Raw genomic sequence first — 24,850 nt, forward strand, 5'->3', positions numbered from 1 at the left:
GTAACTGCCTCAGGCAAAACGGCGGGTTTCGCCATCGCCATCTACGTTTTCAACGCAACGGCCACACAATTCCGGATGATCTGCATGGCTACCTACATCATCAGTTTGATGCCAACAACGTTCGCAACGGGCGTTTGGCGAGGCATGAATATCCACTGCCAAACCAGTTAATCCGGTGTCGATTGCTGTCGCCGTTTTATCTGCCAATGAAAAACGCTTGGCTGACGATGTAATAAGGATAAATTTCAGTTCATCGCCAACTTTATTTAATACGTTCAGCAAACTGTCTTCAGCGTACAAACTAACATCGGCAGTTAAACCGCCTTTCACTGCACCCTGGTTACGTTTATTTTCCAGTTCTTTGGCAACAGCATCACGAACAGCGAATAATTGCTGCCAATCCGCCACCGACAAAACACTATCCAACGATAATGGCACCAGATTTGAATACCAGTTATTCAGTAGCACTGACGAGTTACGCTGGCCCGGAATAAACTCCCACAGTTCATCGGCAGTGAAACTCAGAACCGGCGCAATCCAACGGGTTAACGCTTCCAGAATATGGAACATCGCGGTTTGAGAAGATCGACGGCCCAGACTGTCTGCCGGCATGGTGTACTGCCGATCCTTGGTGATATCCAGATAGGCACTGCCCAGTTCATTGGCGCAGAAATTATGCACTTTCTGATAAATCAGATGGAACTGATAGCTTTCATAGGCTGCCAGGATTTCCAGCTGCAGATGATAGGCACGATCCAGTACCCAGCGATCCAGTGGTAATAACTTTTCAGTTGCGACCAGATTGGAGGCAGGATCAAAATCATTCAGGTTCGATAATAAATACCGTGCGGTATTACGAATACGGCGATATGAGTCCGCTGTGCGTTTGAGGATTTCATCCGACACCGTCATTTCAGCACTGTAATCAGTCGCCGCCACCCAAAGACGAATAATATCGGCACCCAGGTTATTCACCACTTTTTGCGGTGAAACCGTATTGCCCTTGGATTTAGACATTTTCTTGCCTTCGGCGTCCACGGTAAAACCGTGAGTCAGCACAGTTTTGTATGGTGCTTTGCCAGTGGTGGCAACTGATGTCAACAATGAAGACTGGAACCAGCCACGGTGTTGATCGCTGCCTTCAAGATAGAGATCGGCAGGACGATGCAAATCATCACGGCGGGTTAATACGCAGGCATGCGACACACCAGAATCAAACCAGACATCCAGCGTATCAGTGACTTTGAAATAATTTTCTGCATCTGCACCAATCAGATCGCTGGCATCCATATCAAACCAGGCATCAATACCGTTTTGCTCAACCGCCAGGGCGACTTTTTCGATCAATGCTTTCGAATCCGGATGCAATTCCCCGCTCTGCTGATGCACAAATAACGGGATCGGTACACCCCAGGTCCGTTGACGGGAAATACACCAGTCCGGACGACCTGTCACCATATTCTCAATACGTTTTTGGCCCCAGTCCGGCATCCATTTGGTTGCAGCAATCGCCTGCATTGCCTGATCACGTAAACCGTTCTGCTCCATACTGACAAACCATTGTGGCGTCGCACGGAAAATAATCGGTGTTTTATGGCGCCAACAATGTGGATAGCTATGACGGATATCCACATGACATAACAAAGCTGATTTTTCTTTTAATACCTCAATAACCTGCGGATTGGCTTTAAACACAGATTCACCGGCAAAAATCGGGGTGTCTGGTAAAAACACGCCATTGCCACCCACCGGATTATCCACTTCCAGTTTATATTTCAACCCGACAATATAGTCATCCTGACCATGACCAGGTGCCGTATGCACAGCGCCGGTACCAGCATCGGTAGTGACATGATCACCTAAAATAACCGGTACTTTTCGATCATAAAACGGGTGTTGCAGCAATAAACCTTCAAGCGCAACGCCCTTGCAGCGGGCAATCACTTCACCGGTTAACTGATAACGTTCCAATGCTTTTTCATACAATGCTTCTGCTAACACCAAACGCTCAGCAGCACATTGCACCACGACATACTCTAAATCTGGATGCAGACACACCGCCTGATTGGCTGGCAAAGTCCATGGTGTGGTGGTCCAGATGGCAATATTCACCGGACCATTGCCGTTGTTCGGGCAGGCTATATCAAACTCAACGGTATCATTAAATTGAAAACGTACATCGATGGCCGGTGAGGTTTTATCTTCATATTCGACTTCGGCTTCAGCTAATGCAGAGCCGCAATCCACGCACCAATGCACCGGTTTTACACCTTTGTGTAAATGACCGTTTTCAATGATTTCGCCCAGTGTGCGAATAATGTCAGCCTCAAACTGAAAATCCATGGTCAGATACGGATTATCCCAATCAGCCAATACGCCCAGTCGTTTAAAATCTTCCCGTTGACCGTCAACCTGTTTGGCCGCATATTCACGACAGGCCTGACGAAATTCTGCCGGGCTGACTTTAACGCCCGGTTTGCCAACTTTTTTCTCAACATTCAGTTCAATCGGCAGACCGTGACAATCCCAGCCGGGAACATAAGGTGTATCAAAGCCACTAAGGGTTTTGGACTTTAAAATAATATCTTTAAGAATTTTATTGACGGCATGACCGATATGTATATCGCCATTGGCATACGGAGGGCCATCGTGCAGAATGAATTTCGGTTTACCCTGATTGGTTTGCCGTAACTGCCGGTAAAGATCTTGCTCCTGCCAACGCTTTAAAATCACAGGTTCGCGATTGGGTAGGCCCGCTTTCATCGGGAAGTCAGTCGCAGGAAGATTTAAAGTGTGTTTGTAGTCGGCCACAAAACGTCTCGTTGTCGTCAAATAATAAAGCGCTCGATTATACGGGTTTTTCGCGCTGACCTAAATCACTGAAAAGAGTTTGTTTGGCCTTTGCCTGATGTTACACAGTAAAATGCACACCCATTATTCATTTTGTTTATTCAAGAGCACCAAAATCGATGACTGCAACGGAAAAAGTGATCATTAAAGGCATCACTGAGGACGGCGGTAAATTTCGCCCCAGTGACTGGGCAGAAAGACTGTGTGGAGCAGTCGCCAGCTATGGTCCAGGAAGAAGAATCATTTTTCATCCAAACGTTAAACTGGCTTCACTGGAAGGCACCAAATGTGTCGTGATTGATGCGCAACTTGAAGAAGAAGACGTGATGCTTTTTGAATTTCTGTTGGAATTTGCCAACGATAACCGGCTACAGGTTGAAAGAATGGCTAAGTTACCCGAGTCCTAATCTTTTATCCACAGCGTTAAAATCACTCTTCGTGGTCGGCATCCGGCCAATTCTGGATATAGTTTTTCAATAGCTTATTTTCAAACTTTGCTTTTTTCAGCAGTTCTTCCACTACATCCGTAATGGATAACATTCCCTCCAGCCGACCTTTGTAAACTACCGGCAAATGACGGATATTATGGTCAACCATGATATTCATCACTTCTTCCAGCGTGTTATCCGGATCACAGGTATAGGGATTTGGCGTCATCGCATCCGCTGCTGTTTTAGGTTCCCACATGGCGTGTTTCTTGTGTAACACATTGAGCAAATCACGTTCTGAAAGGATCCCCACCAGCGTGCCATTTTCCGTTACCACTAACGAACCAATGCGATGTTCCATCATCAAATGGACAGCTTTATCCAGTGAATCTGTCGGTGTCAGCCCGATAACCGGCTTACCTTTGTTTTTGGTAATGAGTCTGACTTTCATCTCTTTCTCCGGCAACGAATGGAAATTTCATTCTGCTTGAGAAGCCGGCTGTATGGCAAGACTTTTAGAGATGCTCACGGGTGGAACGGAAATCAATTTCCGGCCAACGTTCTATTGTGAGATCCAGATTGACCCTTGTTGGAGCAATATAGGTCAGGTTATCCGCACCATCAAGAGCCAGATTCATTGAGGCTTTCCGCTTAAATTCCTCCAGCTTTTTCACATCATCGCAATACACCCATCGTGCGGTATGCACCTGAACCGGTTCGTAGGCGCATTCGACGCCATACTCCCCTTTCAAACGGTGAACAACTACATCAAACTGCAATACCCCGACCGCCCCCAGAATTAGATCATTGTTATCCAATGGACGGAATAACTGCGTGGCACCCTCTTCGCTCAATTGTTGCAGACCTTTCAATAAAGCCTTGTTCTTCAGAGGATCTTTTAATCTGACACGGCGAAACAGTTCCGGCGCAAAGTACGGTATCCCAGTGAATTGAAGATCCTCACCCTGAGTAAAGGTATCGCCGATCTGAATGGTTCCGTGATTGTGCAAACCGAGTATATCGCCCGGCCAGGCTTCTTCCGCCTGTTCACGTTCTGCAGCCATGAAGGTGACGGCATTGGCGATGGTCACATCTTTACCTATCCGGGTCTGACGTAATTTCATGCCTTTAGTGTAATGACCACTGCAAACTCGCATAAAAGCAATGCGGTCACGGTGTTTAGGATCCATATTGGCTTGAATTTTAAACACAAATCCGCTGAAGTTATCCTCATCCGCAACAACATCACGGGTTTTGGTTTCCCTTGGTTGTGGCGCCGGCGCATATTCCACATAGGCGTCCATCAATTCAGTAACCCCGAAATTATTCATTGCTGAACCAAAAAACACCGGGGTCATTTGTCCATTAAGAAAAGCTTCCAAATCAAATTGATCACTGGCACCACGCACCAGATCAATTTCTTCACGTAATTCTTCCGCCATAGAACCAAATAATTCATCCAGACGTGGATTATCCAACCCCTGAATCACCTCGCCGGCATCTGCGTCTTTGCCATGCGCTTCAAACAACCGAATATTGTCATTATAAAGATGGAAAATACCTTTAAAGCCTTTGCCCATACCGATTGGCCAGGTGATGGGGGCACAGCGGATATTGAGGATATTTTCGACTTCACTGAGTAAGTCCAGCGGATCGCGGCCTTCCCGATCAAGTTTGTTGATAAATGTCAGAATCGGCGTATCGCGTAAGCGGCAAACCTCCATTAATTTAATGGTACGTTCTTCTACACCTTTGGCACTGTCGATAACCATCAATGCCGAGTCCACCGCAGTCAGTGTGCGATAGGTATCTTCCGAAAAATCAGCATGCCCTGGTGTATCGAGAAGATTAACGATGCGGTCTTTATAGGGAAACTGCATCACCGAAGAGGTCACCGAAATGCCCCGTTCCTTTTCCATTTCCATCCAGTCTGAAGTGGCATGTCTGTCAGTTTTACGTGATTTCACACTGCCCGCCATCTGAATGGCACCGCCGAATAACAACAGTTTTTCAGTCAGGGTGGTTTTACCGGCATCAGGGTGACTGATAATGGCAAAAGTACGGCGTTTTGAGACTTGTTTCTGTAACAGGCTTTCGGACATAGTGACTCAGTATAAAATTAGATAGGCCAAGCAGACTTGGCAGCATGCGCAACAAACCGCGTATTTTGGATGAAAATCAAGACCCAGACAATTCGGCACTTGCTGATTCAACACGATTACGCCCAGATTGCTTGGCTCGATACATCGCCTGATCAGCTCTTTCTAACAAATGCTTGCGACTTTCATTGCCCGGTATTGCTTGAGCTACGCCTATGCTGACAGTAATTATTCCAGCGGTATCGAACTGAACGCTTTCAATATGTTTACGTAAACGTTCTGCCAGAGCCATGGCTTCATCCAGAGCATTATGCGATGCCAGAACAATAAATTCCTCACCGCCCCAGCGGCCTAAATAGTCACTGGTACGCAGTTTGGATTGGACCTCTTCCGCAAGCCTGGTTAACACCTGATCCCCGGCATCATGCCCATAGTTGTCATTGACTGATTTGAAACGATCAATATCAAACAGTAACACCGAGCAAGGATGACCATAACGCTCGGCAGCAGCGAGTTCTGCATCAATGGCTAACTCCATTCGATAACGGTTCCAGGTTTTGGTCAGGGTATCGGTATGGGCAATTTCTTTAAGCTGTTTGTTGGCAAGCTGTAACTGGGTGTTCAGCCGGTTGACTTGATGCACGGTAATCGCAACAGCCAAATCCTCAGCCAGATCCTGTGCTGCATGCTGTTCATTCACAGACCAGCGATTAGCCTCATCCTCTATGGTTTCCATCCAAATCTCATGACCGCGTTCTTCAATACGTTTAAGTGGATTTGGGGTTTCTGCTTCGATTATCTGTTTTTTACCGACCCAGTTATGTTGTGCTTTTTGGGCCCGGCGGAACAACAAAAACCATCCGGATTGATTTTGCTCAATCGGTAAGGGAACGGCCAGCAATCCTGCCCGATTGCGAACGTTGACCAAATTATTCAAGGGACTCTTTGACAGTTGATCACATGCCCAACACATTTTCTGTCCGACATGCTCTGTAAGCCACTTGCCAACAATGTCCAACTCATAATCATCCAGGGTTTCACCAACACACCTCACCTGATTACGATATAACAGAGCAATGCCCGTGCAATTAAACAATTGCATCCAGTCCTTGCCATATTTATCGAGTAAGGTTGTCGGCTGAATTACTTTGTCGCGTTCAGCCGATAGCAGTTCACGACTGTTTAAGACATTTTTCAAAAACATTGCTTGCTGCCGCGCTTGCAGCAAAAACATACGTTGACTTGCCATTTGCACCAAATTAAATGCCGCATCCCGTTCAGCCGGCGATATTTCACTGGGAGTGAAATCATGGCAGGTCAGGATCCCCCAAAGCTGCTGCTCACCGGCAATCGCTATGGATAAGGAAGCCTTAACATTAATACTGCGTAAATACTGCTGATGATAAGCCGACAAAGCTCTCAGAATTCCCGGTGTCAAATCCACCACCGGAAGATCAATTTCATTTGAAGCAGGTATCAGGCCGACTATCTCTGCATCGACATCGGCAATGCTGCGCATTGGGTTAACGGTATAACGTGCTCTGACTTCCAACGGGATATCGCTGGCAGGAAACCGGAAGTTCATTAAGCTTTTATCGGGATCCCGACATTCTTCTGCAATAGCCGTCCGCTGCCAGTGCGTATCAAACTGACAAAGCAATACGCGATCATAGCCGGTCACCGCCTGCACACTCTGCACCAGCATTTGTTGCAATTGACCTATTTCCTGAACCTGTGCCAGACGGGTCAGCCACTCATTCACAATGGGCATTAAACGTTGTTCGCCGGAACGTGAGAGTGATTCAAACTCCACCACAATAGAATCATCACTGCGATAAGCCACCACGTAAAAACGCTGATAGGAACCGCTTACCTGGCGGTTGATGATGAGTGCTGCAGATAAACGGGAATTTTTAGCAAGCGTTTGCTGTAATCGCTGTTGTAATTTGCCACCCAGAATATCTCTTGGCGACGATGCAAGTGCCGCTTCAATGGAAACACCCAGTATTTGCTGCAAATTTTCGCTGACTTGTAAAATTTCAAGCAGGTCACCATCAAATCGAATTAAACAACCGAAAGGCTGAATTCCTTCAATCATAATCGCTGGATGATGCTGATCTTTGATTGTGTTGCCCAAAGAAATTCTCCAGTTCAGGGCCAGTTACTGAAATTGTAGGCTAATAACGGTTAAAAATCAGAACATTAGTCGAAGATTTTATCCGAACATTGCAGACATCGAGTGACTGTCAGATCAAAATTCAAGCGTGCTTCAGTGATCGCCTGATTACAGACATAACAAAAGCCGAATTTATCATTATCAATACGATGAAGTGCACCATCAATGGCTTGCAACTGAGCTTGTTTGTGTTTGATGGTTTCCTGCATCTTAATTTGTCGTTGAAATGACAAATTATCTAATTGTCCGGCTTTTAACTCGACGGCCGAAGTTAGCTCTGCCTCATCTCCGGTTAATAACGCCAGTTTCTGCTGCAATAACTTTTGCCGGTAATTTTCCAGCTGCACAATGTTCATTTGATTCATGCAGTTGTTCCTGATTAACGCAGCAGCAGTAAAGGAATGTCACTCATTCGAACCATTTTGGCAGTATTACTCCCCACTAAAAACTGGCGGATACGTGAATGGCCATACGCCCCCATCACCATCAAATCAATGTCGTTTTCACGTTGATACTGGTGAAGCGCCGGCTGCACTGTACCTTGCAATAAAGCCGTGGTGACTTCAAAGCCTGCATCGATAAGGCCTTGCTTCGCCGAGTTTAACTGAGACTGATGATTAGTATCGTCCTCAGCCACCATGACAATATGACAGGGCAATCCTTTTAATAAATCTGATTCAGCTACTTTTTCCAACACTTTGCTCGACGTGGCACTGCCGTCAAAAGCAATCATAAAATCTTTTGGTGCAGTAAAATCCGGCAGGGTAATTAATATTGGTTTATTCAGAGCTCGAATCACATTTTCCAGATGGCTGCCCAGGCTGTGAGTTTCATTTTCATGAGCCTGGCCCTGACGACCCAATACCAAGACACGGGTGTCATCCTGCAAGTCACTTAATGTTTCCATTAAACCGCCATGACGTTGATGTGTCGTGACTTCAACGGCGCCATGCTGCTGCGCTAATGCTCTGGCATCCTGTAAAATATTTTTGCCGTGCTCCAAAGCAAGACGACTGCGTTTTTCATCAAGCTCAATTAACTCTTCCAACAAGTGTTCACGACTGCCTAATCCGATATTTCCTGACAGATTTTTGCTGTTTTCCGGTTTGGGATATTCAGTTTTATCAAGGACATGCAATAAATCCAATGACGCATTTAAACGCTGACTGACCCAGGCGGCCGCCTTACAAACTGCCGTTGAGGTTATTGAGCCATCGATACAAGCTATTATTTTTGGCATTTTTCTCTCCTACTTAAGGTTAGGGCTTGTTGTTCTTTCATATCCCCACTGCTGGAGGCTATTTTTGTGTCCGACAAGGCGAAAAGCACGCCGTGTAACCTTCCTGCATAAGTGTTTGACAAATGAGTCTGGAACTCATTTGAACAGCTTAGCTGGCTGCGCAGCGGTGAAATACAGGGATGTATTTCATACAACGCAGGCGGGTGCAAAAATAGTCCCAGCCCTTCGGGGTGTGACTGAAAAAGCGCCACTTATGTCCACGAATGGACGGTATGCCGACGCGCCGGTCTGCGTTGCTCGTCGCTTATTTAGAATAACTACAAAAACGTCAGGACAAGCAATGTTCCAGACATTGCTTTTGCATACACTCCATCCATGGAGATAAACGTTTTTGAGCGCAAGCCCCAAAGGGGTGAGATACATGGATGTATCTCACAAAAGGCGCTTCTCGTGCCTAAATTGACGCTTTTTCAGCTCACAACAGAGTCGGAGATGAAAGAACAACAAGCCCTAGCGAGCATTCCTAGTGACCGGCAAGTATTTTTTCGACTTCCTCCGGCTTACCATGTACCCCAAAACGATCGACAATCGTGGCGGTTGCTGCATTCATACCAATCAGTTCAACTTCTGTACCTTCACGACGGAACTTGATCACCACCTTGTCCAGGGCTGAAACAGCGGTGATATCCCAGAAGTGGGCATGGGTCAAATCAATCTCTACTGTTTCCAGGGCTTCCTTGAAATCAAATGCCGCAACAAATTTATCCGATGAGGCAAAAAAGATTTGGCCTCTGACTTCATAACGACGCTTGGTATCCTGCTCGCTGAGTTCGCTTTTGACCACCATAAAGTGCGCCACTTTATTGGCAAAAAACAAGGCCGCCAGCAATACGCCAACAAATACACCCAGTGCCAGATTATGGGTAACCACTACAACCGCTACAGTCACTACCATAACAATATTGGTGGAAAGCGGATGCTTTTTCAGATCACGAATTGATGTCCATGAAAAGGTACCGATTGATACCATGATCATCACGGCAACCAATGCTGCCATCGGTATCTGTACTAATAAATCATCCAGCACCAGAACCATAAACAACAAAAACAAACCTGCTGTCATCGTTGATAGCCGTCCGCGTCCTCCGGATTTAATATTGATAATCGACTGGCCGATCATTGCACAACCGGCCATACCACCCAGTAATCCTGAACCGATATTAGCAACACCCTGACCTTTACATTCACGGTTTTTATCACTGGTTGTATCGGTTAAATCATCGACAATGGTTGCCGTCATCATTGACTCCAGCAACCCAACTACGGCTAACGCCATGGCATAGGGGAAAATAATCGCCAGCGTTTCAAAAGTTAACGGCACATCCGGCCATAGAAAAATGGGCAGGGTATCCGGTAAATCGCCCATATCACCCACCGTACGGATATCAATATTAAACATAACAGCAACGACGGTCAGCACAATAATCGTCACTAATGGAGAAGGCAATAACCGACCAATTGTAGGAATATAGGGAAAGAGATAGATAATGCCCAGGCCCGCAGCAGTCATGGCATAAACATGCCAGGTGACATTGGTCAGTTCAGGCAATTGCGCCATAAAAATCAAAATAGCGAGGGCGTTTACAAAGCCTGTCACCACTGAGCGCGAAACAAACCGCATTAAATTTCCCAGTTTTAAATAGCCCATCGCTATCTGGATAACCCCGGTAAGCAAAGTGGCCGCCAACAGGTATTCCAAACCATGCTCCTTGACCAGGGTCACCATTAATACAGCCATTGCCGCAGTTGCTGCGGAGATCATGCCAGGGCGACCGCCGACGATGGAAATTATCACAGCAATACAAAATGAAGCATAGAGACCCACTTTCGGGTCGACACCTGCAATGATAGAAAAGGCAATGGCTTCAGGGATAAGCGCCAAAGCAACAACAATACCGGCAATTAAATCGGCACGGATATTGGAAAACCAGTCTCGTTTAAGGTTTTGCAACATTCATTCGGTTCCTGTGTTCAAAAAATTCAAAATTAAAGAGTATTGCCAAGCTTGAGTGACATTTTAATGTCGACATGCATTAATTTAACGATGGTTATGACCAGCACAACCGCATTGTTGGCGGGGATTGATGTGTTAAACATCAAGGACCTGAACAGGTCCAGAAAAGGAGAAACGCTAGGGTGGATTGAGCTTCACGATGATAATTAGGGCTTATTTAGAAAACCCGCCAATATACAGTAAATCACCCAGCCTTCAAAACTTTACGGAAAACTTCCCAATGAAAACATCTCGTTAAGAGCCAGATTTCATGGCCGTTTGAATGCTACAATCTGCCCTCTGATGCAACGCTGCGGAGCACGACTGTGGAAAGCTACAACCTGATAACTGACTGGCTGGAGAACTATCCCCACCTCTACACCATCATTGGTCTGAGCTTATTATTATTAATCGCCTGGATCGCTAACTGGGTGGTCAAACGTATTCTGGTTCGCGGCGTCTACCGTATTCTCAAAACCAGTCAGCTGGGCCGTTATTCATCATTAGCTGACTCCCCTTTTATCAGACGGTTGGCGAATATTGTACCGGCCATCATTCTGTCAGCTGGGATCGTCATCATTCCGAATATTTCGGAAGTGGCTGTAGCAGTGGTGCAGAATGTCACTTCGGCATTTATTGTACTTACCATTGCGTTGGGCATAGGAAGCTTATTGACCATTATCAATGATGCTTATAACAAACGCCCTGATGCACATTTGAAACCCATCAAAGGGTATATCCAGGTACTCAAAATCGCTATTTATGCGATTGCGGCAATCCTGATGATTGCCTCACTGATTGATCGTTCACCCTTAATACTGTTGTCCGGTTTGGGTGCGATGGCTGCGGTCTTATTACTGATCTTTCAGGATACCCTTCTCTCGCTGGTCGCCAGCGTGCAAATCAGTTCAAATGATTTGATCCGGGTCGGTGACTGGATTGAAATGACCCCGCTTAATGCGGACGGTGATGTCATTGATATTGCCCTGCATACGGTGAAAGTGCAGAACTGGGATAAAACCATCAGCGTCATTCCGACCAAACGTTTCCTGACAGATCCGTTTAAAAACTGGCGTGGTATGCAGGAATCTGGTGGGCGTCGGATCAAACGCAGTATCTTGATTGACCAGCAAAGTATTCATTTTTTATCGGACGATGAACGGAAAAAGCTGCATCGGTTCAGCCTGATGGATGAGTATTTACATCAGAAACAAAAAGATATTGATGAATGGAATCAACAATTAGCTGAGTGGGGTAAAGAGCCTGTTAATACCCGTCGCATTACCAATATTGGCAGCTTCCGCGCCTATGTCAGCAATTATCTGAAAAATCATCCAAAGGTTCATCAGAACTATACCCTGATGTCCCGGCAACTTGAGCCAACAGCCAATGGTCTGCCTCTGGAGATTTACTGTTTTACCAATACTACCAACTGGATTGAATACGAAGGCATTGCGTCGGATATTTTTGATCATTTGCTGGCTATTCTGCCCGAATTTGGCTTACGTGTTTTTCAGCAGCCCAGCGGCTTTGATATGCGTGAATTAAGACCGCAATCGTTGCCAAAGCAGGATCCGGAAATAAGCCCGGCATTGGGTGATTCACCAAACAAATAATATTAACAATTCAATAATGTAACACTCTGTTTGCTTAATGAAAGGAAGCTGACTGACCGTCAAAATGGATAAAGAACCCGCTATCAGCACCCACAATGTGGCACAGCTTATTCTGTTACTGGCCGGTCTTACCGCGATCGCTCCTCTGGCAATTGATGCCTACCTGCCAGCAATGCCGTTAATGGCTGCTGAGTTTGCTGTGAGCATTCATGATATTGAATTATCACTGAGTTTATTTCTGGCGGGTTTTGCTGTCGGTCAATTGACCGGTGGGCCGTTATCCGATCATTTTGGCCGGCGTCGCGTTATTTTTATTGGGCTCACGCTGTTTTGTGTTGCCAGCATGGGAATTGTGCTCAGCCATACCTTACTTGGCTTATGGATATGGCGAGTGGTGCAGGCTATCGGTGGCGGCATGGCAATTGTCAATTCTTCTGCCGTGATTCGTGATATCAGCAGTGGCCGTGACAGTGCCCGATATCTGTCACATATGGCGATTATCATGATGATTGCCCCACTTGTTGCACCGTTAATCGGCATGGTTTGTTTACACCTGGCTGGCTGGCATTCAATTTTTATTGTGCTGTTTGTCTATGCTTTGTTAATCGGCCTGCTGCTTTATCGCTTGTTACCTGAAACTCGCGTAAAAGCCATTCAGACTACGTCAGCGCTAAAGCGTTATATTGAAGTGCTCTCACATCGTAAAGCCCTGGCTTATCTGGCCGCACAGAGTTTTACCTATGGCGGTTTGTTCAGCTTTATTACCGCCTCCCCCTCGGTGTATATGATTTATTTTGGCGTTTCCGCTTCGGTCTATCCTCTATTGTTTGCCGTTAATGTACTAATGATGATTGTTGTCAATCGCATCAATGTCAGACTGCTGCATTTTTACGACCCACCCTGCCTGTTAAAACTGGGACAAATCCTGCAGGTCATCACAGGTTTAACAATGCTGCTATATATCCTGATCAGTCCTGCTCCGGCATTAGCCATTATCGTTATTGGCATCATGATATTTATCGGTTCACAAGCCCTTATTGTGTCCAATGCCATTGCCAGTACGGTTGAATTCTTTCCACGCAGCAGTGCAACCGCTACCGCCGTACTGGGTTCATTTGGATTCTTATCAGGTGCCGCCAGTGGTTTACTGGTCAGCTCTCTGGGCGATGGCAGCCTCTGGCCAATGATTACCGTAATGTCTGGCTGCGCCATTGCAGGTCTGACATTAAAAACCCTGATTCTGCATAGTTGTCAGGAGCATCCTCAAAATAAGACTGATTGTTAACCCGGCATTAACCCTCCAGCCTCTAAATTGGCTGTCACATTGACACCCAACTTATAGGGAGCACGATATCAGGTGAGCAATATCAACCCGGATCGATATCTAAAAAAGCTGGCTTATCTGCCATTGCTGATGCTGTCAGCATGCAGTATTACGCCAGAACAACCTGACTACGTTGAATTAATCTCAGTAGAACAGCAACGGGTTAATGAATGGCAAAATTTATCGCAACAGACTCACGTCGCTTATCTGAACGATTTGGTTGATAGTGATATGTTTGACGAGTTGCTGAAGATTGCGATGCAATCCAACCCTGACTTGCAACAAATGCTATTAACCCTGCAAATTCGGCAATCACAGCGGATTCAGGCATCTGGCGAAAAACGTCCTTTTATCAGTGCCGGTGCCTCTGCGCAGAACAGCAGTGACAGTGATACCCGTTTCGGAGCTGATCTCAGTGTCAGCTGGCAGGCTGATTTATGGGGAAAACTCGCTGACAATGAACGCGCGGCAGATCTGGATATTACCGAACAAAGCCTGTTGTATCAGTCTGCCCGTGACACGCTAGCAGCGGAAGTGATGCAAGTATGGTTAACGCTGATTGCCCAGCAACGGGCGCTTGATATAGAACAGCAGCGTCAGGCCAGTTTGCAACAGACTGAATTTTTTATATTACAACGCTATCGCCAGGGCCTCGGCACACTGGAAGACCTGGATAGCGCGAGAAGTGCTGTTGCCTCCTCATCGGCCGACATCGAAGCTTTAACCGAAAGTTTTCGTCAGCAAACCATTCAACTGAAAACGCTGGTGGGACAGGTAAACAATCCGGAATTTACGCTTCCGGCAGATTATCCTGACGTGGTCATCCCGGCTATCGATTTACCAGAGCAGACATTAAATCGTCGTCCGGATTTACGCGCGGCTTATGCCGCTATCCAGGCATCCAGTGCTCGTACGGAAGTTGCTTATAAGGATTTGTTGCCCAGTCTGAGTTTGCAGGCGGTTTTAGAGGATGTTGGCAGCTCTCCCCGGGCCAGTTTATTTACGGCGCCGGTATGGAGCTTATTAGGCCAATTGACTGCGCCGTTATATCAAGGTGGACAATTGCGTGCTGAAGCCGAAATACGTGAACTGGAGACAGCCATTAGTTACCAGCAATACCGGGATACCTTGCTCAATGCGGTAACAGAAATAGAACAGGCACTGAGTCAGGAGCAGGCTCTGGTAAAACAACAGCAGCATATCGAAACGGCTCTGGCCAGTGCCGAAAATAATCTTCGTCAATATCAGGCGAATTATCGTAGTGGACTGCTTACTATCCTGGATCTGCTCACCGTGCAACAACAAACCTATAATTTACAGGCTCAGCTTGATGATCTGATTTATCAACGATTACTGAATCGTATTTCTCTGGGACTGGCATTGGGCCTGGAGGCTAAAGCATGACAAAACGACTGCAATGGCTGGTGTTTTTAGCTGCTCTGTGTGCGTTAGTTGCCATATACTTTTTCACCCAATATCAGATCGATAGGTATGCCAACCGCCCACTGCCAGTAAGGGAAGTGCCAGAGATAAGACCTGAGGTTTCAGTCAAAACAGTCACACCTGGTCGCTATCAATCACGTATCAGCGCTTTTGGTTCAACTGAGGCGCATTACAGTATTAATCTCAGTGCACAAGTAGCGGGCCAGGTTGAGCAAATATCACCACAGTTTGAGTCTGGATTCCGTCTGAAAAAAGACCAGGAGATGTTACGTCTGGAAAACAGTGATTATCGTGCCGCCGTAGCAGCGGCAAAACAGCAGGTAGCTGAGGCCAGACTGCTTTACCTGCAGGAAGAACGACAAGGTCTGCAAGCGCAGGCTGAATGGCTGGCTTCAGGTCTTGAGGGCGATCCTGATTCTGATCTGGTGTTACGCGTTCCACAATTGGCCAGTGCTGAAGCCAGCCTGGCCAATGCTGAAGCCTTATTAGCCAGCGCTGAAAAAGATCTGCAACAGAGTCTTATCAGAGCACCATTTGATGCATTGGTGATCACCCGTGATGTCTCGCCCGGCAGTTATCTGCAAACTGGCACGCAAGTCGCCTCGTTATATAGCACCGACCGGGTCGAAGTGAAAGTATCCCTGTCAGATCGCGAGTGGCAAAGCTTACCGGAGCCCGAAATGTTAAAGACGGGAGAGTGGCCTGTCGATTTGCATGCTGTAGAAGGTGATGCAAGCTGGCAAGGTAAAGTCCTGCGCGTGGAACAACATCTTGATGGAACCACTCGTCAGCGTTCATTGATTGTTGGCGTGGAAAACCCACTGGATCAACAGCCCGTGCTTTATCCTGGTGTATTTGTCGAAGTGAGTCTGGGTGGTCGTCAGATGGATGAGCTTTGGCAGGTCCCAACGTCCAGCCTCAGTCAACGAGGTGAGATCTGGTATGTCACAGCAGATATGGAGCTGGCGAAATTTGCTACCTCACCAGTGTTTAGTGATGAGCGTTCTATCTATATCAATCCACCTGAGAATTTGAAAGCAACTGCAAATCAAATATTACTGCAGCCCATCAGCAGCTATATTGAAGGCATGGCCGTGGCGCCGATTGAGGCAGTAGATTATGAGTAAAATTATCGGTCGCAGTGGCATTATCGGCTGGTTTGCTACCAATCCGGTCGCAGCTAACCTGTTGATGTTTTTGGTCATCATTATGGGCTTGATGACCGTGGGTGACTTACGCAAAGAAGCCTTTCCCAGCAGTGAGCCTGACAGCCTGACAATTTCAGTCTCCTATGACAGCGGCTCAGCAAAACTGTCAGAGGAAGGTCTGGCGATCAAAATAGAAGAACAACTCGAAGGCATTATTGGTATAAAGACCCTGACCAGTGAGTCAACTCGCAGTGGCGTGACCGTGACCGTTGAAATGCAAAGTGGCTATGACCTCGACACGTTGATGCGTGATGTGAAAGCTCAGGTGGATGCCATATCCACTTTTCCGGCAGAAGCCAAAAATCCTGTTATCAGTAAAGCAGAACGGGAAGAACATGCTATCTGGTTACAGTTATACGGTGATACTGATCGGCACAGCCTGCAACAAATTGCAGAGTCATTGAAAGCGGATCTACTGACAAAATCCAACATTAACCGCGTGACCATTTCCGGTTGGCTGGATCCGATGATGATGATTGAAATCGACGATGCTCGACTGCAATCCTATGGCCTGTCATTAAGCGACGTTGAAAATGCCATCAATACAAATTCTTCTACGCCACTGACGGCTGTTCTGCGTAATGAAAATGTCTATCTGCAACTCAATGCCTCCGAACAGGCTTATCTTAAACAGGATTTTGCCAAAATCCCTGTAATTACCGGGGATGATGGCCAACAGCTTTTACTGGGCAATGTGGCCTATATTCTCGATAGTTTTGATGATGAAACATCTATTTTGTCCAGATTCCAGGCAAAAGACAGTATTGGTGTACAGGTTGTGACTACAGGGCTGGATGATATCGCTGACTCGGTAGCCGATGCTTATGAAGTCGTTGAGCAATGGCAGAACAGCAACAAACTTCCCGCACAGGTTCAGCTTGCCTCCTGGTATGACCGCAGTACCAGCATAATGGATCGGTTAAATTTACTGATTAAAAATGCCCTGACCGGTATTGTGCTGGTGTTCATATTACTCGCCGTATTTTTAAATCTGACGGTGGCCTTCTGGGTAGCCATGGGCCTGCCTTTTGTGTTTCTTGGCACGCTGTTTTTTATGGGCGATTCTTATGCCGGTTTATCACTCAACTCGTTTACCACCTTCGGCTTTCTAATGGCGTTAGGCATCATCGTCGATGATGCCGTGGTGGTGGGTGAAAGTATTTATAGCGTGCGATCCCGTGAGGGTGACACGTTGCGTAACACGATAAAAGGTACGATGCGGGTAGCTGTACCGACGTTATTCGGTGTGTTTACCACGGTCGTCGCCTTTTATGCCTTATCGCAGATTGAAGGACGACTGGGTGAGCTTTATTCACAGTTTGCTGCGGTCGTGGCCATCGCGTTAGTCATGTCCGTGATTGAGTCCAAGCTGATTCTTCCTGCCCATCTGGCTTATCTGAATACCCATAAAAAACCCTCTCAAAACATATTTGCCACTGGTTGGCGCAAAATTCAGCAGGGTGCTGATGGTGGCTTACAGTGGTTTGCCGAACATATTTATCAACCGGCTATCGAGTTTGCTTTGCGGTTTCGCTACGGATTGCTGATGGTATTTATGATGTTATTTATTATCGTCTTTTCAATGCCTTTTAATGGCACTATCCGCATGAGCTTTTTCCCAGCGATTCCGGGTGATACGGTCAGAGCAAATATCTCGATGCATAAAGATGTCAGTTTTGGCCGCACCCACGAAACGTTAATAATGATGGAGCGCAAAGCTTATGAAACGGATAAAGCATTGCGAGATGATGCCGATTCAGCGAAAAGCGGAATAGCCAATCTGCAACTGCTTTCGCAGTCTGATCATAGTGGTGGTTTGACGGTTGAATTAGCCTCCGATTCCCCTTATGACTTATTCGAATTTCGCCGGGAATGGGAAAAACGTGTGGGTATGCCGGAAGCCGTTCGCAGTTTACGAATTCAGAGTGGCCGTCAGGCAGATGATGCGTTACGAGTTGAGTTACGATCCAACGATGATGATGTGCTGACGCTGGCGGGGGCCGAGCTCTATTCGTTACTGGAACCGATGCCGGGTATTATCGGCTTGCAGGATAATCTGCAACCCGGCCAGCCTCAATTACAACTTAAGCTGAATCAACAAGGCCGGGCCCTGGGGCTCAGTACAGATGAACTGGCGAGGCAAATCCTGCAAGGGTTTGCTGGTCAGGTGGTACAACGTTATCAGCGCAACAGTGATGAAATTGAAGTCAAAGTCCGTTACCCGGAGGCTGACCGGCAAAATCCGGCAGATGTATTGAAATCCAGGGTTCGTCTGGATGACGGAACCGTGATTCCGTTGTCCAGCGTGGCCGACATCAGCTATGGATTTACCCGTGACAGCATTACCCGTATTGATGCCAAACGAGCGATTTATCTGTCGGCCGATGTGGATAAGGATCAATTATCTGTTACTGAATTTGTCGCCCAGCTCAGGCGTGATGTAGTGCCACAGCTGGAAGCCAAATATCCCGGATTAACCATTTATTTTGCCGGTGAAGCCGCTGAACAGGAAGAAACCCAATCTTCCATGCTTAACCTGTTTTTATTGGCCATGCTGGGTATTTATATGTTGCTGGCCATCCCTTTGAAATCCTATATTCAACCGGTATTAATCATGACCGCCATCCCTTTTGGTATTGTTGGCGCACTGCTGGGTCACTGGATGAATGATCTGTCTTTGGGGATCCTGTCACTGAACGGCATCATTGCGCTAAGTGGTGTCGTGGTCAACGATAGTCTGTTGCTGGTCTCACGATTTAATGATTTGAAGGAAGAATATACCGATGTACGTCAGGCTATCCTGATGTCTGCCCGTGATCGCCTGAGGGCGGTATTACTGACTTCCTTCACGACTTTTGCCGGTCTGATGCCTTTATTAGGAGAAACCTCAAGACAGGCACAGTTTTTGATTCCTGCTGCAGTGTCTTTGGCTTACGGCATTATGTTTGCCACCGTCATTACATTGATATTAATCCCCTTGCTATTGATGATTCAACACGATGTGGCGCAGTATTTTCATCGTGGCAGCAAAGTCGTATTGCCTGCAACTGAACAAGGACCCGCCTGATGATTAGTGTGTTACTTATTGAAGATGATCTGGATCTGGCACAAACGGTGATGGATTATCTGCAGCTGGAAGCCATCAGCTGTGATCATGCCAGTAACGGCTCTGCTGGTCTGAACCTGTTGGAGGAAAATTATTACGATGTGCTGTTACTGGATTTAAACCTCCCACGTATTGACGGTTTGACAGTATGTGAACGTTTGCGCAGTGAAGGGTCGGATATACCCGTATTAATGCTCACTGCACGCGATCAGCTGACCGATAAACAAGCAGGTTTTACTGCGGGTACGGATGACTATCTGGTGAAACCGTTTGAATTAAAAGAACTGGTGATGCGGATCCAGGCATTATCACGCAGAAGGAGCGGACAAACGCAGCTGCTTCGCTGTGGTGATTTGCAGATGAATCTACAGCAACGTCAGTTAAGCAGAGCCGATATCAATCTGCACTTATCACCGACTGGCTGGCGAATTCTGGAATTGTTATTACGCGAGTCACCGAATGTTGTCAGCCGTCAACGGCTTGAAATTGCCGTGTGGGGTGAGGAAGTGCCTGACAGTGACAGCCTGAAAGTCCATCTGCACCATTTACGTAAAACGATTGATGGTGAGTTTGCAACAGCATTACTACATACTATTCCAGGTGTAGGCATTGCTATCAGGGATGATAATGAAACGTAAAATCAGCCTGAAACGCCTGGTGACCGTCAGCTTTCTATTGTTTGGCGGCACTATTGTGCTTGGTTATTCCCTGTTAAGTGCTCATTTTTTTATTCGCGGCATGGACAATATTGTGACCGGTGGTATGGAAAACGCCGCGCTGACCTATCTCGCCAATAACAAATCACTTGCCGATGATGAACTGGTTAATTATAGAGGCAGCCAGCTTTCCGGGAGCTGGGAATCACAACCACCAGAGATTCGTCAGGTATTAGCTGAACCACCGCAGCGCAGTGGCGAATTAGTTAAACAGGATGATTCACACTGGTTGAATCGTCCGGACAAGGTGTATTTCGCCCTCAAAGTCGATCTGGCAAATGAATCGGTCTACATCAGCAGAACCCTTTCCCGCGAGAATGTTTCCAGTTTGATGAGCCGGAATATGGCCGACAGCATGCGGTTATTATTAGGTGTCAGTGCCTTAATCGCGCTGACACTAATGCTGATTACCTGGCTGTTAATGCGCAGTATCTCAACCCCTGTGTCACGGCTGAATGCCTGGACCCAATCATTAACCCCTGAAAATCTCTCACAACCAGCCCCGGACTTTCTGTATCCTGAACTGAATCAAATGGCGAAACTGATCCAGAACAGTCTGTCGTCCGTGCAACGCAGCCTGGATCGAGAACATCGATTCCTGCGTTATACCAGCCATGAATTACGAACGCCTATCAGTGTTATCCGCAACAATATTGAATTGCAGTACAAAGTATTACAGCAGAATTCGTCCACATTGAATCCGATGCAGCGGGATATTGCCGATCGGATTGATCGTGCCAGTATTACCATGCAGCATCTCACTGAAACATTACTCTGGTTAAGCCGTGAGGATAATGAAAAACTGCCAGAATCAGTGGTTGAAATTGATAAGTTGCTGCTGGAAATCACTGAAGAGATGCGTTATCTGCTGCGTAATAAAACGGTTGAACTTATTGTGGAAACCCACCCATATCAATGTTCGCTAAGTGCCGTGGCGGCAAGAATTGTCTTGGGTAACCTGATCCGCAATGCCTTTCAGCATACCTGGGAAGGTCAGGTCATTATCAGCCAGCAAGGTCCACGGATCAGTATCGTCAATCGTCAGTTTGACGCTGATATGGATGTGGCTCCAACGGAACTGGGATTTGGTCTCGGTCTGCAACTTACCGCACAGTTAACCGAAAAACTCGGCTGGTATTATCAGAATATTGCCAACGAAAATGGCCATAATGTGATGCTGGATATCAGCCACCAACAAAGCAGCTAAGACTGTTGATTTGTGTAAATATGCCACTGTTGTGACGATAAAAAATCAGCTGCTCCGTTTCAACTCAGAAACTGGCGATAAAACTGTACTGCTGTGCGGCCACTATGGCTGGCTCGTCGCATGGCAAATTGCTTAGCCTGCTCATGGAGCATTGCCTGATTCACATCTACATTTTCAAACAGAATATCCACCATCGCCAGATAGGTCTCCCAACTCGGTGGATAGAATGATAACCACAAGCCAAACCGATCTGACAGGGCTAACTTATCTTCCAGACTATCAGTGTAGTGAACCTCACCATCCACCACCCGGCTGGCCTGATTTTCGGCTTGTTGTTCCGGCATCAGATGCCGTCGGTTTGAAGTAGCATAAATTCTGACATGTTCCGGAGGTAACTCCAGGCCACCTTCCAACAGACTTTTAAGAGGCTTAAATCCTTCATCACCTGGTTCGAAGGACAAATCATCGCAGAAGATCACAAAACGGAATGGCCGATCTTCCAGATCATCAAGGATTTCCGGCAACCAGCCAAGCTCTGCCTTATCGATCTGCAACATACGTAATCCCTCACCAGCAAACTCGTTTAATAATGCTTTGATAAGTGAAGATTTACCGGTACCTCTGGCACCCCATAACAAAGCGTGATTACTGCTTTCACCGTTAACAAATCGACGGGTATTTTCAACCAGCTGCTGTTTTTGTTCCTCAATGCCGATGAGTTGATCCAACCGAATTGAGTCAAGCCGGGTAATCGCTTTGAGCTTCTGCGTATGGGCACGCCATACCGCAGCGTGAATTTGATGCCAATCCAGATTATTCATCTGCTGTGCTCCTGATACTGCATTGTTACGTGGATTTTAATACTATGATGGTGCCTGACTCTGATGAACGTCAACTGCTTAATTCAAATGCAATAGGCACTTTTACTTCCAATTGCTGCTGTGACATCTCAGCAGGAAAAGCCGGTAATGGTTGTGCCTTTTCCAGCATTTCCACCACTGCCTGATCCAGGCGCTGATATCCAGAGCTGGCATCAATACGTGAGGCTTTGATTTTGCCATCACGGTTGACGACAAAAAATAACTGCACCACACCCTGCTCTCCACGGCGTCTGGAAATGCTTGGATAACGCTTTTGCTCTGCCAGCGTTCTGGCGAGTAAATTGAAATAGGTCTGTTGAGCTGCCTGTTGCAAAGCTGAAACAGTTTGACTGGAGATTGAACTGCTCTCAGCTGACTCACCTTGCTCGGCAATTTGCGTTTTTTCCAATTGCTTTTCAGAATTTGCTGTTGGTTTCTCTGCCGGAGCAGATGTGGCAGCAAGCACCTCTGAGCTATCAGGTTCAGGTTCAGCGTTATCGGAAAGTGGCGCGCTATTAACGGCCTTTTTTATCTCCGTTTGCTGCAAGGGTTTTACCGCTTCAGTTTTGCTGATTTTTTCCTCAACTTGCACTGGCGTATCATTGCGTTCCTGAACCTCAGTGATTGCGGATTCTTCTTCAATGTTGGTCAATGGTTCTGAGGTGGCAGTAGCCTGTTGTTTCTCCATGGTGGTGGCATCCAGCATGCTGATATCAATCTCAATCCCAGCTTCCTTTATGGGGGCAACAGGTTGAAGCCGGGGCTGGTGTTTGAGCGTATACATACCAAACGCAAAGACATGAATTGATATGGCGCTCAAAATTGCCAATACCCAGTATCGAAATTTAATCATGTTTATTGCTTTGGGTCTGCGTTGCCAGTGACACCCGCAGTATTCCGGCGGCACGAACTCTTTTCAGTAACTCAGTTAACTTGTTAGCAGGGACAGATGCATCCGTTTTAATCAGTAGTTTGAATGATTGGGCATTATTCGTTTCCGATATTGCCTGTTTTAACAAATCCGTTAAGGCATCGGCTTCCAGCAACATATCATTAAAGGCCAATTGCCCTCTGGAAGACACCAGCAAAACAGCATCATGTTCCTGCAGAGCCGATTGCTGCTGGGATGTTGGCGGTTGGATTTTGATAAAATCACTGGAAGTTAATTGCCCGGCAATCAGAAAAAAGATCAGCATCAAAAACACAATATTAATCAATGGGATCATATTGTCATCAGGTTGATTACCTCGCGGGGCATGATTTGGGATAAGTATCATATGGCTAAACCTGCCAGACTGACTTTTTCAACGCCGATGGTTTTCAATTGATCCAGAAAATCAATCAACTGCTGAGTTGTTACCCCCTCTGCCACCGAGACAACAAATACACTCCGTTTATCTTCAGTACGCGTTTGTTTTACGGGGCTGAGCTTTGATAGCGGGTAACGTCTTTTATCGAACTCATATTCTCCAGCGGTCTGTAATACAAGATGATACTGAGTACGTATTTCATCTGTATTGTAGGATTCACTGGCAGCGGTAATATCCATTTGTCGCCAGTGGGTAAAACCGGAAGACAACATGAAAAAAAGTAACAGAATAAACACCACATCAATTAAAGGTGTCAGACTAATCATTCTGCGTTTTGCCGAAAATGGTTGTTCAAGCAACATTTTTAAAGCTTTCGCTGCAAACAGCTGCCTTTGGATTGATAAATGGGGCGTGTGTAAAGACCTGAGTTACCCCATCATTTATCAGCGCTGTAACTCGCTCCGTTTTACGCTCTAACCAGTTATGCGCCAGCACAGCCGGTATTGCCACCGCCAGACCAACCGCAGTGGTTAATAAGGCCTGCCAAATCCCCGCGGAAAGTACAGCAGGATCAACCTGACTACCGGCTTGTTCCATCTGCTGAAAAGCGAGGATCATGCCCATAACCGTACCAAACAAGCCCAGTAAAGGGCTTAAACTGGCAATCACTTCCAGAGGACGCAGATAACTGCGTAATTGACTGATACGCAAGCTGGCAACACGTTGCAACTCTTCCCTGAGTAAGCCGACCGGTATCTCGGTCTGCCTCAGTCCTTCCATGCTCAATGCCAGTAACTCATCCAATGGTTTGGAGATTTTCAGCTGCAGAATAGCCTGCTCAGGCTCGTTTTGTTTCCACAAGGCAATGGCTTTTTTTGCTGTTTTCGTTGATTCGGGTGAGATTAATAATATTTGCCATGTTTTGATTAAAACAATACTGACCGCAATAATCGAAAACCCCAGCAAAATCCACACAACAGGGCCGCCTACTTCAAGTAACTGTTGCAACAGCGTTAAAAAGGAAGAAGATGTGTTTTCGTTCATCGCTGAGCAAAGACCGGATTGAAGCCAATGATCAAATTTGTGCGCATCATGAATGATTCCTTATATTCAAACAGCTTTAATGATAATAGTTATCATTTAGCTTTGCAAAGAAATCTTCTATGGCGAACCCTTGCTTATTGCTTAAATTACAACAATAGTTCCGTCGTAAT

Annotated in this window: 20 protein-coding genes; 8 read left to right on the top strand and 12 right to left on the bottom strand. The window is 46.5% G+C overall.

Annotated features, from left to right (window positions below; translation table 11 throughout):
- Window positions 1-9: 9 nt before the first annotated feature.
- Window positions 10-2,811 carry an isoleucine--tRNA ligase gene (gene ileS / locus B2337_RS11490; RefSeq protein ID WP_292414835.1) on the bottom strand — a complete coding sequence of 934 codons (2,802 nt, stop codon included), beginning with the start codon at window positions 2,809-2,811 and terminating at the stop codon, window positions 10-12.
- Between the two features lie 158 nt (window positions 2,812-2,969).
- On the opposite strand from ileS, the gene B2337_RS11495 reads away from it, so the two are divergent.
- On the top strand, window positions 2,970-3,257 hold the full coding sequence (locus B2337_RS11495) for a DUF3579 domain-containing protein (RefSeq protein ID WP_292361684.1): 288 nt from the start codon (window positions 2,970-2,972) through the stop codon (window positions 3,255-3,257).
- 22 nt (window positions 3,258-3,279) lie between these two features.
- Here B2337_RS11495 and B2337_RS11500 read toward each other — a convergent pair whose 3' ends face one another.
- The 6 genes from B2337_RS11500 to B2337_RS11525 form a co-directional block, all read right to left on the bottom strand.
- Window positions 3,280-3,729, bottom strand: coding sequence for a CBS domain-containing protein (locus B2337_RS11500; protein ID WP_292361683.1), 450 nt, complete (start codon window positions 3,727-3,729; stop codon window positions 3,280-3,282).
- 64 nt (window positions 3,730-3,793) lie between these two features.
- Window positions 3,794-5,380 carry a peptide chain release factor 3 gene (locus tag B2337_RS11505; protein WP_292361682.1) on the bottom strand — a complete coding sequence of 529 codons (1,587 nt, stop codon included), beginning with the start codon at window positions 5,378-5,380 and terminating at the stop codon, window positions 3,794-3,796.
- Window positions 5,381-5,456: 76 nt separating this feature from the next.
- Window positions 5,457-7,514, bottom strand: coding sequence for a sensor domain-containing diguanylate cyclase (locus tag B2337_RS11510; protein WP_292414837.1), 2,058 nt, complete (start codon window positions 7,512-7,514; stop codon window positions 5,457-5,459).
- A gap of 65 nt (window positions 7,515-7,579) precedes the next feature.
- Window positions 7,580-7,918, bottom strand: a complete 339-nt coding sequence (locus tag B2337_RS11515) for a TraR/DksA family transcriptional regulator (protein ID WP_292414839.1) — start codon at window positions 7,916-7,918, stop codon at window positions 7,580-7,582.
- A 14-nt stretch (window positions 7,919-7,932) separates the two neighbouring features.
- Window positions 7,933-8,793, bottom strand: coding sequence for a universal stress protein (locus tag B2337_RS11520; protein ID WP_292414842.1), 861 nt, complete (start codon window positions 8,791-8,793; stop codon window positions 7,933-7,935).
- 523 nt (window positions 8,794-9,316) lie between these two features.
- A complete protein-coding gene (locus tag B2337_RS11525; RefSeq protein WP_292414995.1) occupies window positions 9,317-10,807 on the bottom strand; it encodes a SulP family inorganic anion transporter in 1,491 nt (496 codons plus the stop codon).
- A gap of 365 nt (window positions 10,808-11,172) precedes the next feature.
- Between B2337_RS11525 and B2337_RS11530 the strand changes: the two genes are divergently transcribed.
- The 7 genes from B2337_RS11530 (at window position 11,173) to B2337_RS11560 (ending at window position 21,466) form a co-directional block, all read left to right on the top strand.
- On the top strand, window positions 11,173-12,462 hold the full coding sequence (locus tag B2337_RS11530; protein ID WP_292414996.1) for a mechanosensitive ion channel family protein: 1,290 nt from the start codon (window positions 11,173-11,175) through the stop codon (window positions 12,460-12,462).
- Window positions 12,463-12,526: 64 nt separating this feature from the next.
- Entirely contained in the window at window positions 12,527-13,747 is a 1,221-nt protein-coding gene (locus B2337_RS11535) for a multidrug effflux MFS transporter (RefSeq protein WP_292361676.1), read from the top strand.
- A gap of 72 nt (window positions 13,748-13,819) precedes the next feature.
- The gene (locus B2337_RS11540) at window positions 13,820-15,190 is read left to right on the top strand and encodes a TolC family protein (RefSeq protein ID WP_292414997.1); all 1,371 of its coding nucleotides are present in this window, start codon (window positions 13,820-13,822) and stop codon (window positions 15,188-15,190) included.
- Window positions 15,187-16,356 carry an efflux RND transporter periplasmic adaptor subunit gene (locus B2337_RS11545; protein ID WP_292361674.1) on the top strand — a complete coding sequence of 390 codons (1,170 nt, stop codon included), beginning with the start codon at window positions 15,187-15,189 and terminating at the stop codon, window positions 16,354-16,356. Before B2337_RS11540 ends, B2337_RS11545 begins: the two co-directional genes overlap by 4 nt.
- Complete coding sequence (locus B2337_RS11550) at window positions 16,349-19,504, top strand: efflux RND transporter permease subunit (protein ID WP_292414998.1); 3,156 nt, start codon at window positions 16,349-16,351, stop codon at window positions 19,502-19,504. Before B2337_RS11545 ends, B2337_RS11550 begins: the two co-directional genes overlap by 8 nt.
- Window positions 19,504-20,181 (top strand): response regulator transcription factor, encoded by a 678-nt coding sequence (locus tag B2337_RS11555; protein ID WP_292361672.1) that lies wholly within the window; start codon window positions 19,504-19,506, stop codon window positions 20,179-20,181. The genes B2337_RS11550 and B2337_RS11555 overlap by 1 nt, the downstream gene beginning before the upstream one ends.
- Window positions 20,171-21,466, top strand: coding sequence for a sensor histidine kinase (locus B2337_RS11560; RefSeq protein WP_292414999.1), 1,296 nt, complete (start codon window positions 20,171-20,173; stop codon window positions 21,464-21,466). Before B2337_RS11555 ends, B2337_RS11560 begins: the two co-directional genes overlap by 11 nt.
- 59 nt (window positions 21,467-21,525) lie before the next feature.
- Here B2337_RS11560 and B2337_RS11565 read toward each other — a convergent pair whose 3' ends face one another.
- The 5 genes from B2337_RS11565 to B2337_RS11585 form a co-directional block, all read right to left on the bottom strand.
- A complete protein-coding gene (locus B2337_RS11565) occupies window positions 21,526-22,287 on the bottom strand; it encodes an ATP-binding protein (protein ID WP_292361670.1) in 762 nt (253 codons plus the stop codon).
- A 70-nt stretch (window positions 22,288-22,357) separates the two neighbouring features.
- A complete protein-coding gene (locus B2337_RS11570) occupies window positions 22,358-23,179 on the bottom strand; it encodes an energy transducer TonB (protein WP_292415000.1) in 822 nt (273 codons plus the stop codon).
- On the bottom strand, window positions 23,172-23,603 hold the full coding sequence (locus B2337_RS11575) for an ExbD/TolR family protein (protein WP_292415001.1): 432 nt from the start codon (window positions 23,601-23,603) through the stop codon (window positions 23,172-23,174). The genes B2337_RS11570 and B2337_RS11575 overlap by 8 nt, the downstream gene beginning before the upstream one ends.
- Complete coding sequence (locus B2337_RS11580; protein WP_292415002.1) at window positions 23,600-23,998, bottom strand: ExbD/TolR family protein; 399 nt, start codon at window positions 23,996-23,998, stop codon at window positions 23,600-23,602. The genes B2337_RS11575 and B2337_RS11580 overlap by 4 nt, the downstream gene beginning before the upstream one ends.
- Window positions 23,988-24,680, bottom strand: a complete 693-nt coding sequence (locus B2337_RS11585; RefSeq protein ID WP_292415003.1) for a MotA/TolQ/ExbB proton channel family protein — start codon at window positions 24,678-24,680, stop codon at window positions 23,988-23,990. The genes B2337_RS11580 and B2337_RS11585 overlap by 11 nt, the downstream gene beginning before the upstream one ends.
- Window positions 24,681-24,850 lie beyond the last annotated feature (170 nt).

This window comes from Methylophaga sp. UBA3192 (genome assembly GCA_002363955.1).
Classification (GTDB): domain Bacteria; phylum Pseudomonadota; class Gammaproteobacteria; order Nitrosococcales; family Methylophagaceae; genus Methylophaga.

Excerpts from the sequence above, each read along its gene's own strand:
- B2337_RS11535 (WP_292361676.1), top strand. The coding sequence starts at position 12,527 with ATGGATAAAGAACCCGCTATCAGCACCCACAATGTGGCACAGCTTATT.
- B2337_RS11495 (WP_292361684.1), top strand. The coding sequence starts at position 2,970 with ATGACTGCAACGGAAAAAGTGATCATTAAAGGCATCACTGAGGACGGC.
- B2337_RS11585 (WP_292415003.1), bottom strand. The coding sequence starts at position 24,680 with ATGAACGAAAACACATCTTCTTCCTTTTTAACGCTGTTGCAACAGTTA.
- B2337_RS11505 (WP_292361682.1), bottom strand. The coding sequence starts at position 5,380 with ATGTCCGAAAGCCTGTTACAGAAACAAGTCTCAAAACGCCGTACTTTT.
- B2337_RS11565 (WP_292361670.1), bottom strand. The coding sequence starts at position 22,287 with ATGAATAATCTGGATTGGCATCAAATTCACGCTGCGGTATGGCGTGCC.
- B2337_RS11575 (WP_292415001.1), bottom strand. The coding sequence starts at position 23,603 with ATGATACTTATCCCAAATCATGCCCCGCGAGGTAATCAACCTGATGAC.
- B2337_RS11525 (WP_292414995.1), bottom strand. The coding sequence starts at position 10,807 with ATGTTGCAAAACCTTAAACGAGACTGGTTTTCCAATATCCGTGCCGAT.
- B2337_RS11570 (WP_292415000.1), bottom strand. The coding sequence starts at position 23,179 with ATGATTAAATTTCGATACTGGGTATTGGCAATTTTGAGCGCCATATCA.
- B2337_RS11560 (WP_292414999.1), top strand. The coding sequence starts at position 20,171 with ATGAAACGTAAAATCAGCCTGAAACGCCTGGTGACCGTCAGCTTTCTA.
- B2337_RS11580 (WP_292415002.1), bottom strand. The coding sequence starts at position 23,998 with ATGTTGCTTGAACAACCATTTTCGGCAAAACGCAGAATGATTAGTCTG.
- B2337_RS11520 (WP_292414842.1), bottom strand. The coding sequence starts at position 8,793 with ATGCCAAAAATAATAGCTTGTATCGATGGCTCAATAACCTCAACGGCA.
- B2337_RS11550 (WP_292414998.1), top strand. The coding sequence starts at position 16,349 with ATGAGTAAAATTATCGGTCGCAGTGGCATTATCGGCTGGTTTGCTACC.
- B2337_RS11545 (WP_292361674.1), top strand. The coding sequence starts at position 15,187 with ATGACAAAACGACTGCAATGGCTGGTGTTTTTAGCTGCTCTGTGTGCG.
- B2337_RS11555 (WP_292361672.1), top strand. The coding sequence starts at position 19,504 with ATGATTAGTGTGTTACTTATTGAAGATGATCTGGATCTGGCACAAACG.
- B2337_RS11515 (WP_292414839.1), bottom strand. The coding sequence starts at position 7,918 with ATGAATCAAATGAACATTGTGCAGCTGGAAAATTACCGGCAAAAGTTA.
- B2337_RS11500 (WP_292361683.1), bottom strand. The coding sequence starts at position 3,729 with ATGAAAGTCAGACTCATTACCAAAAACAAAGGTAAGCCGGTTATCGGG.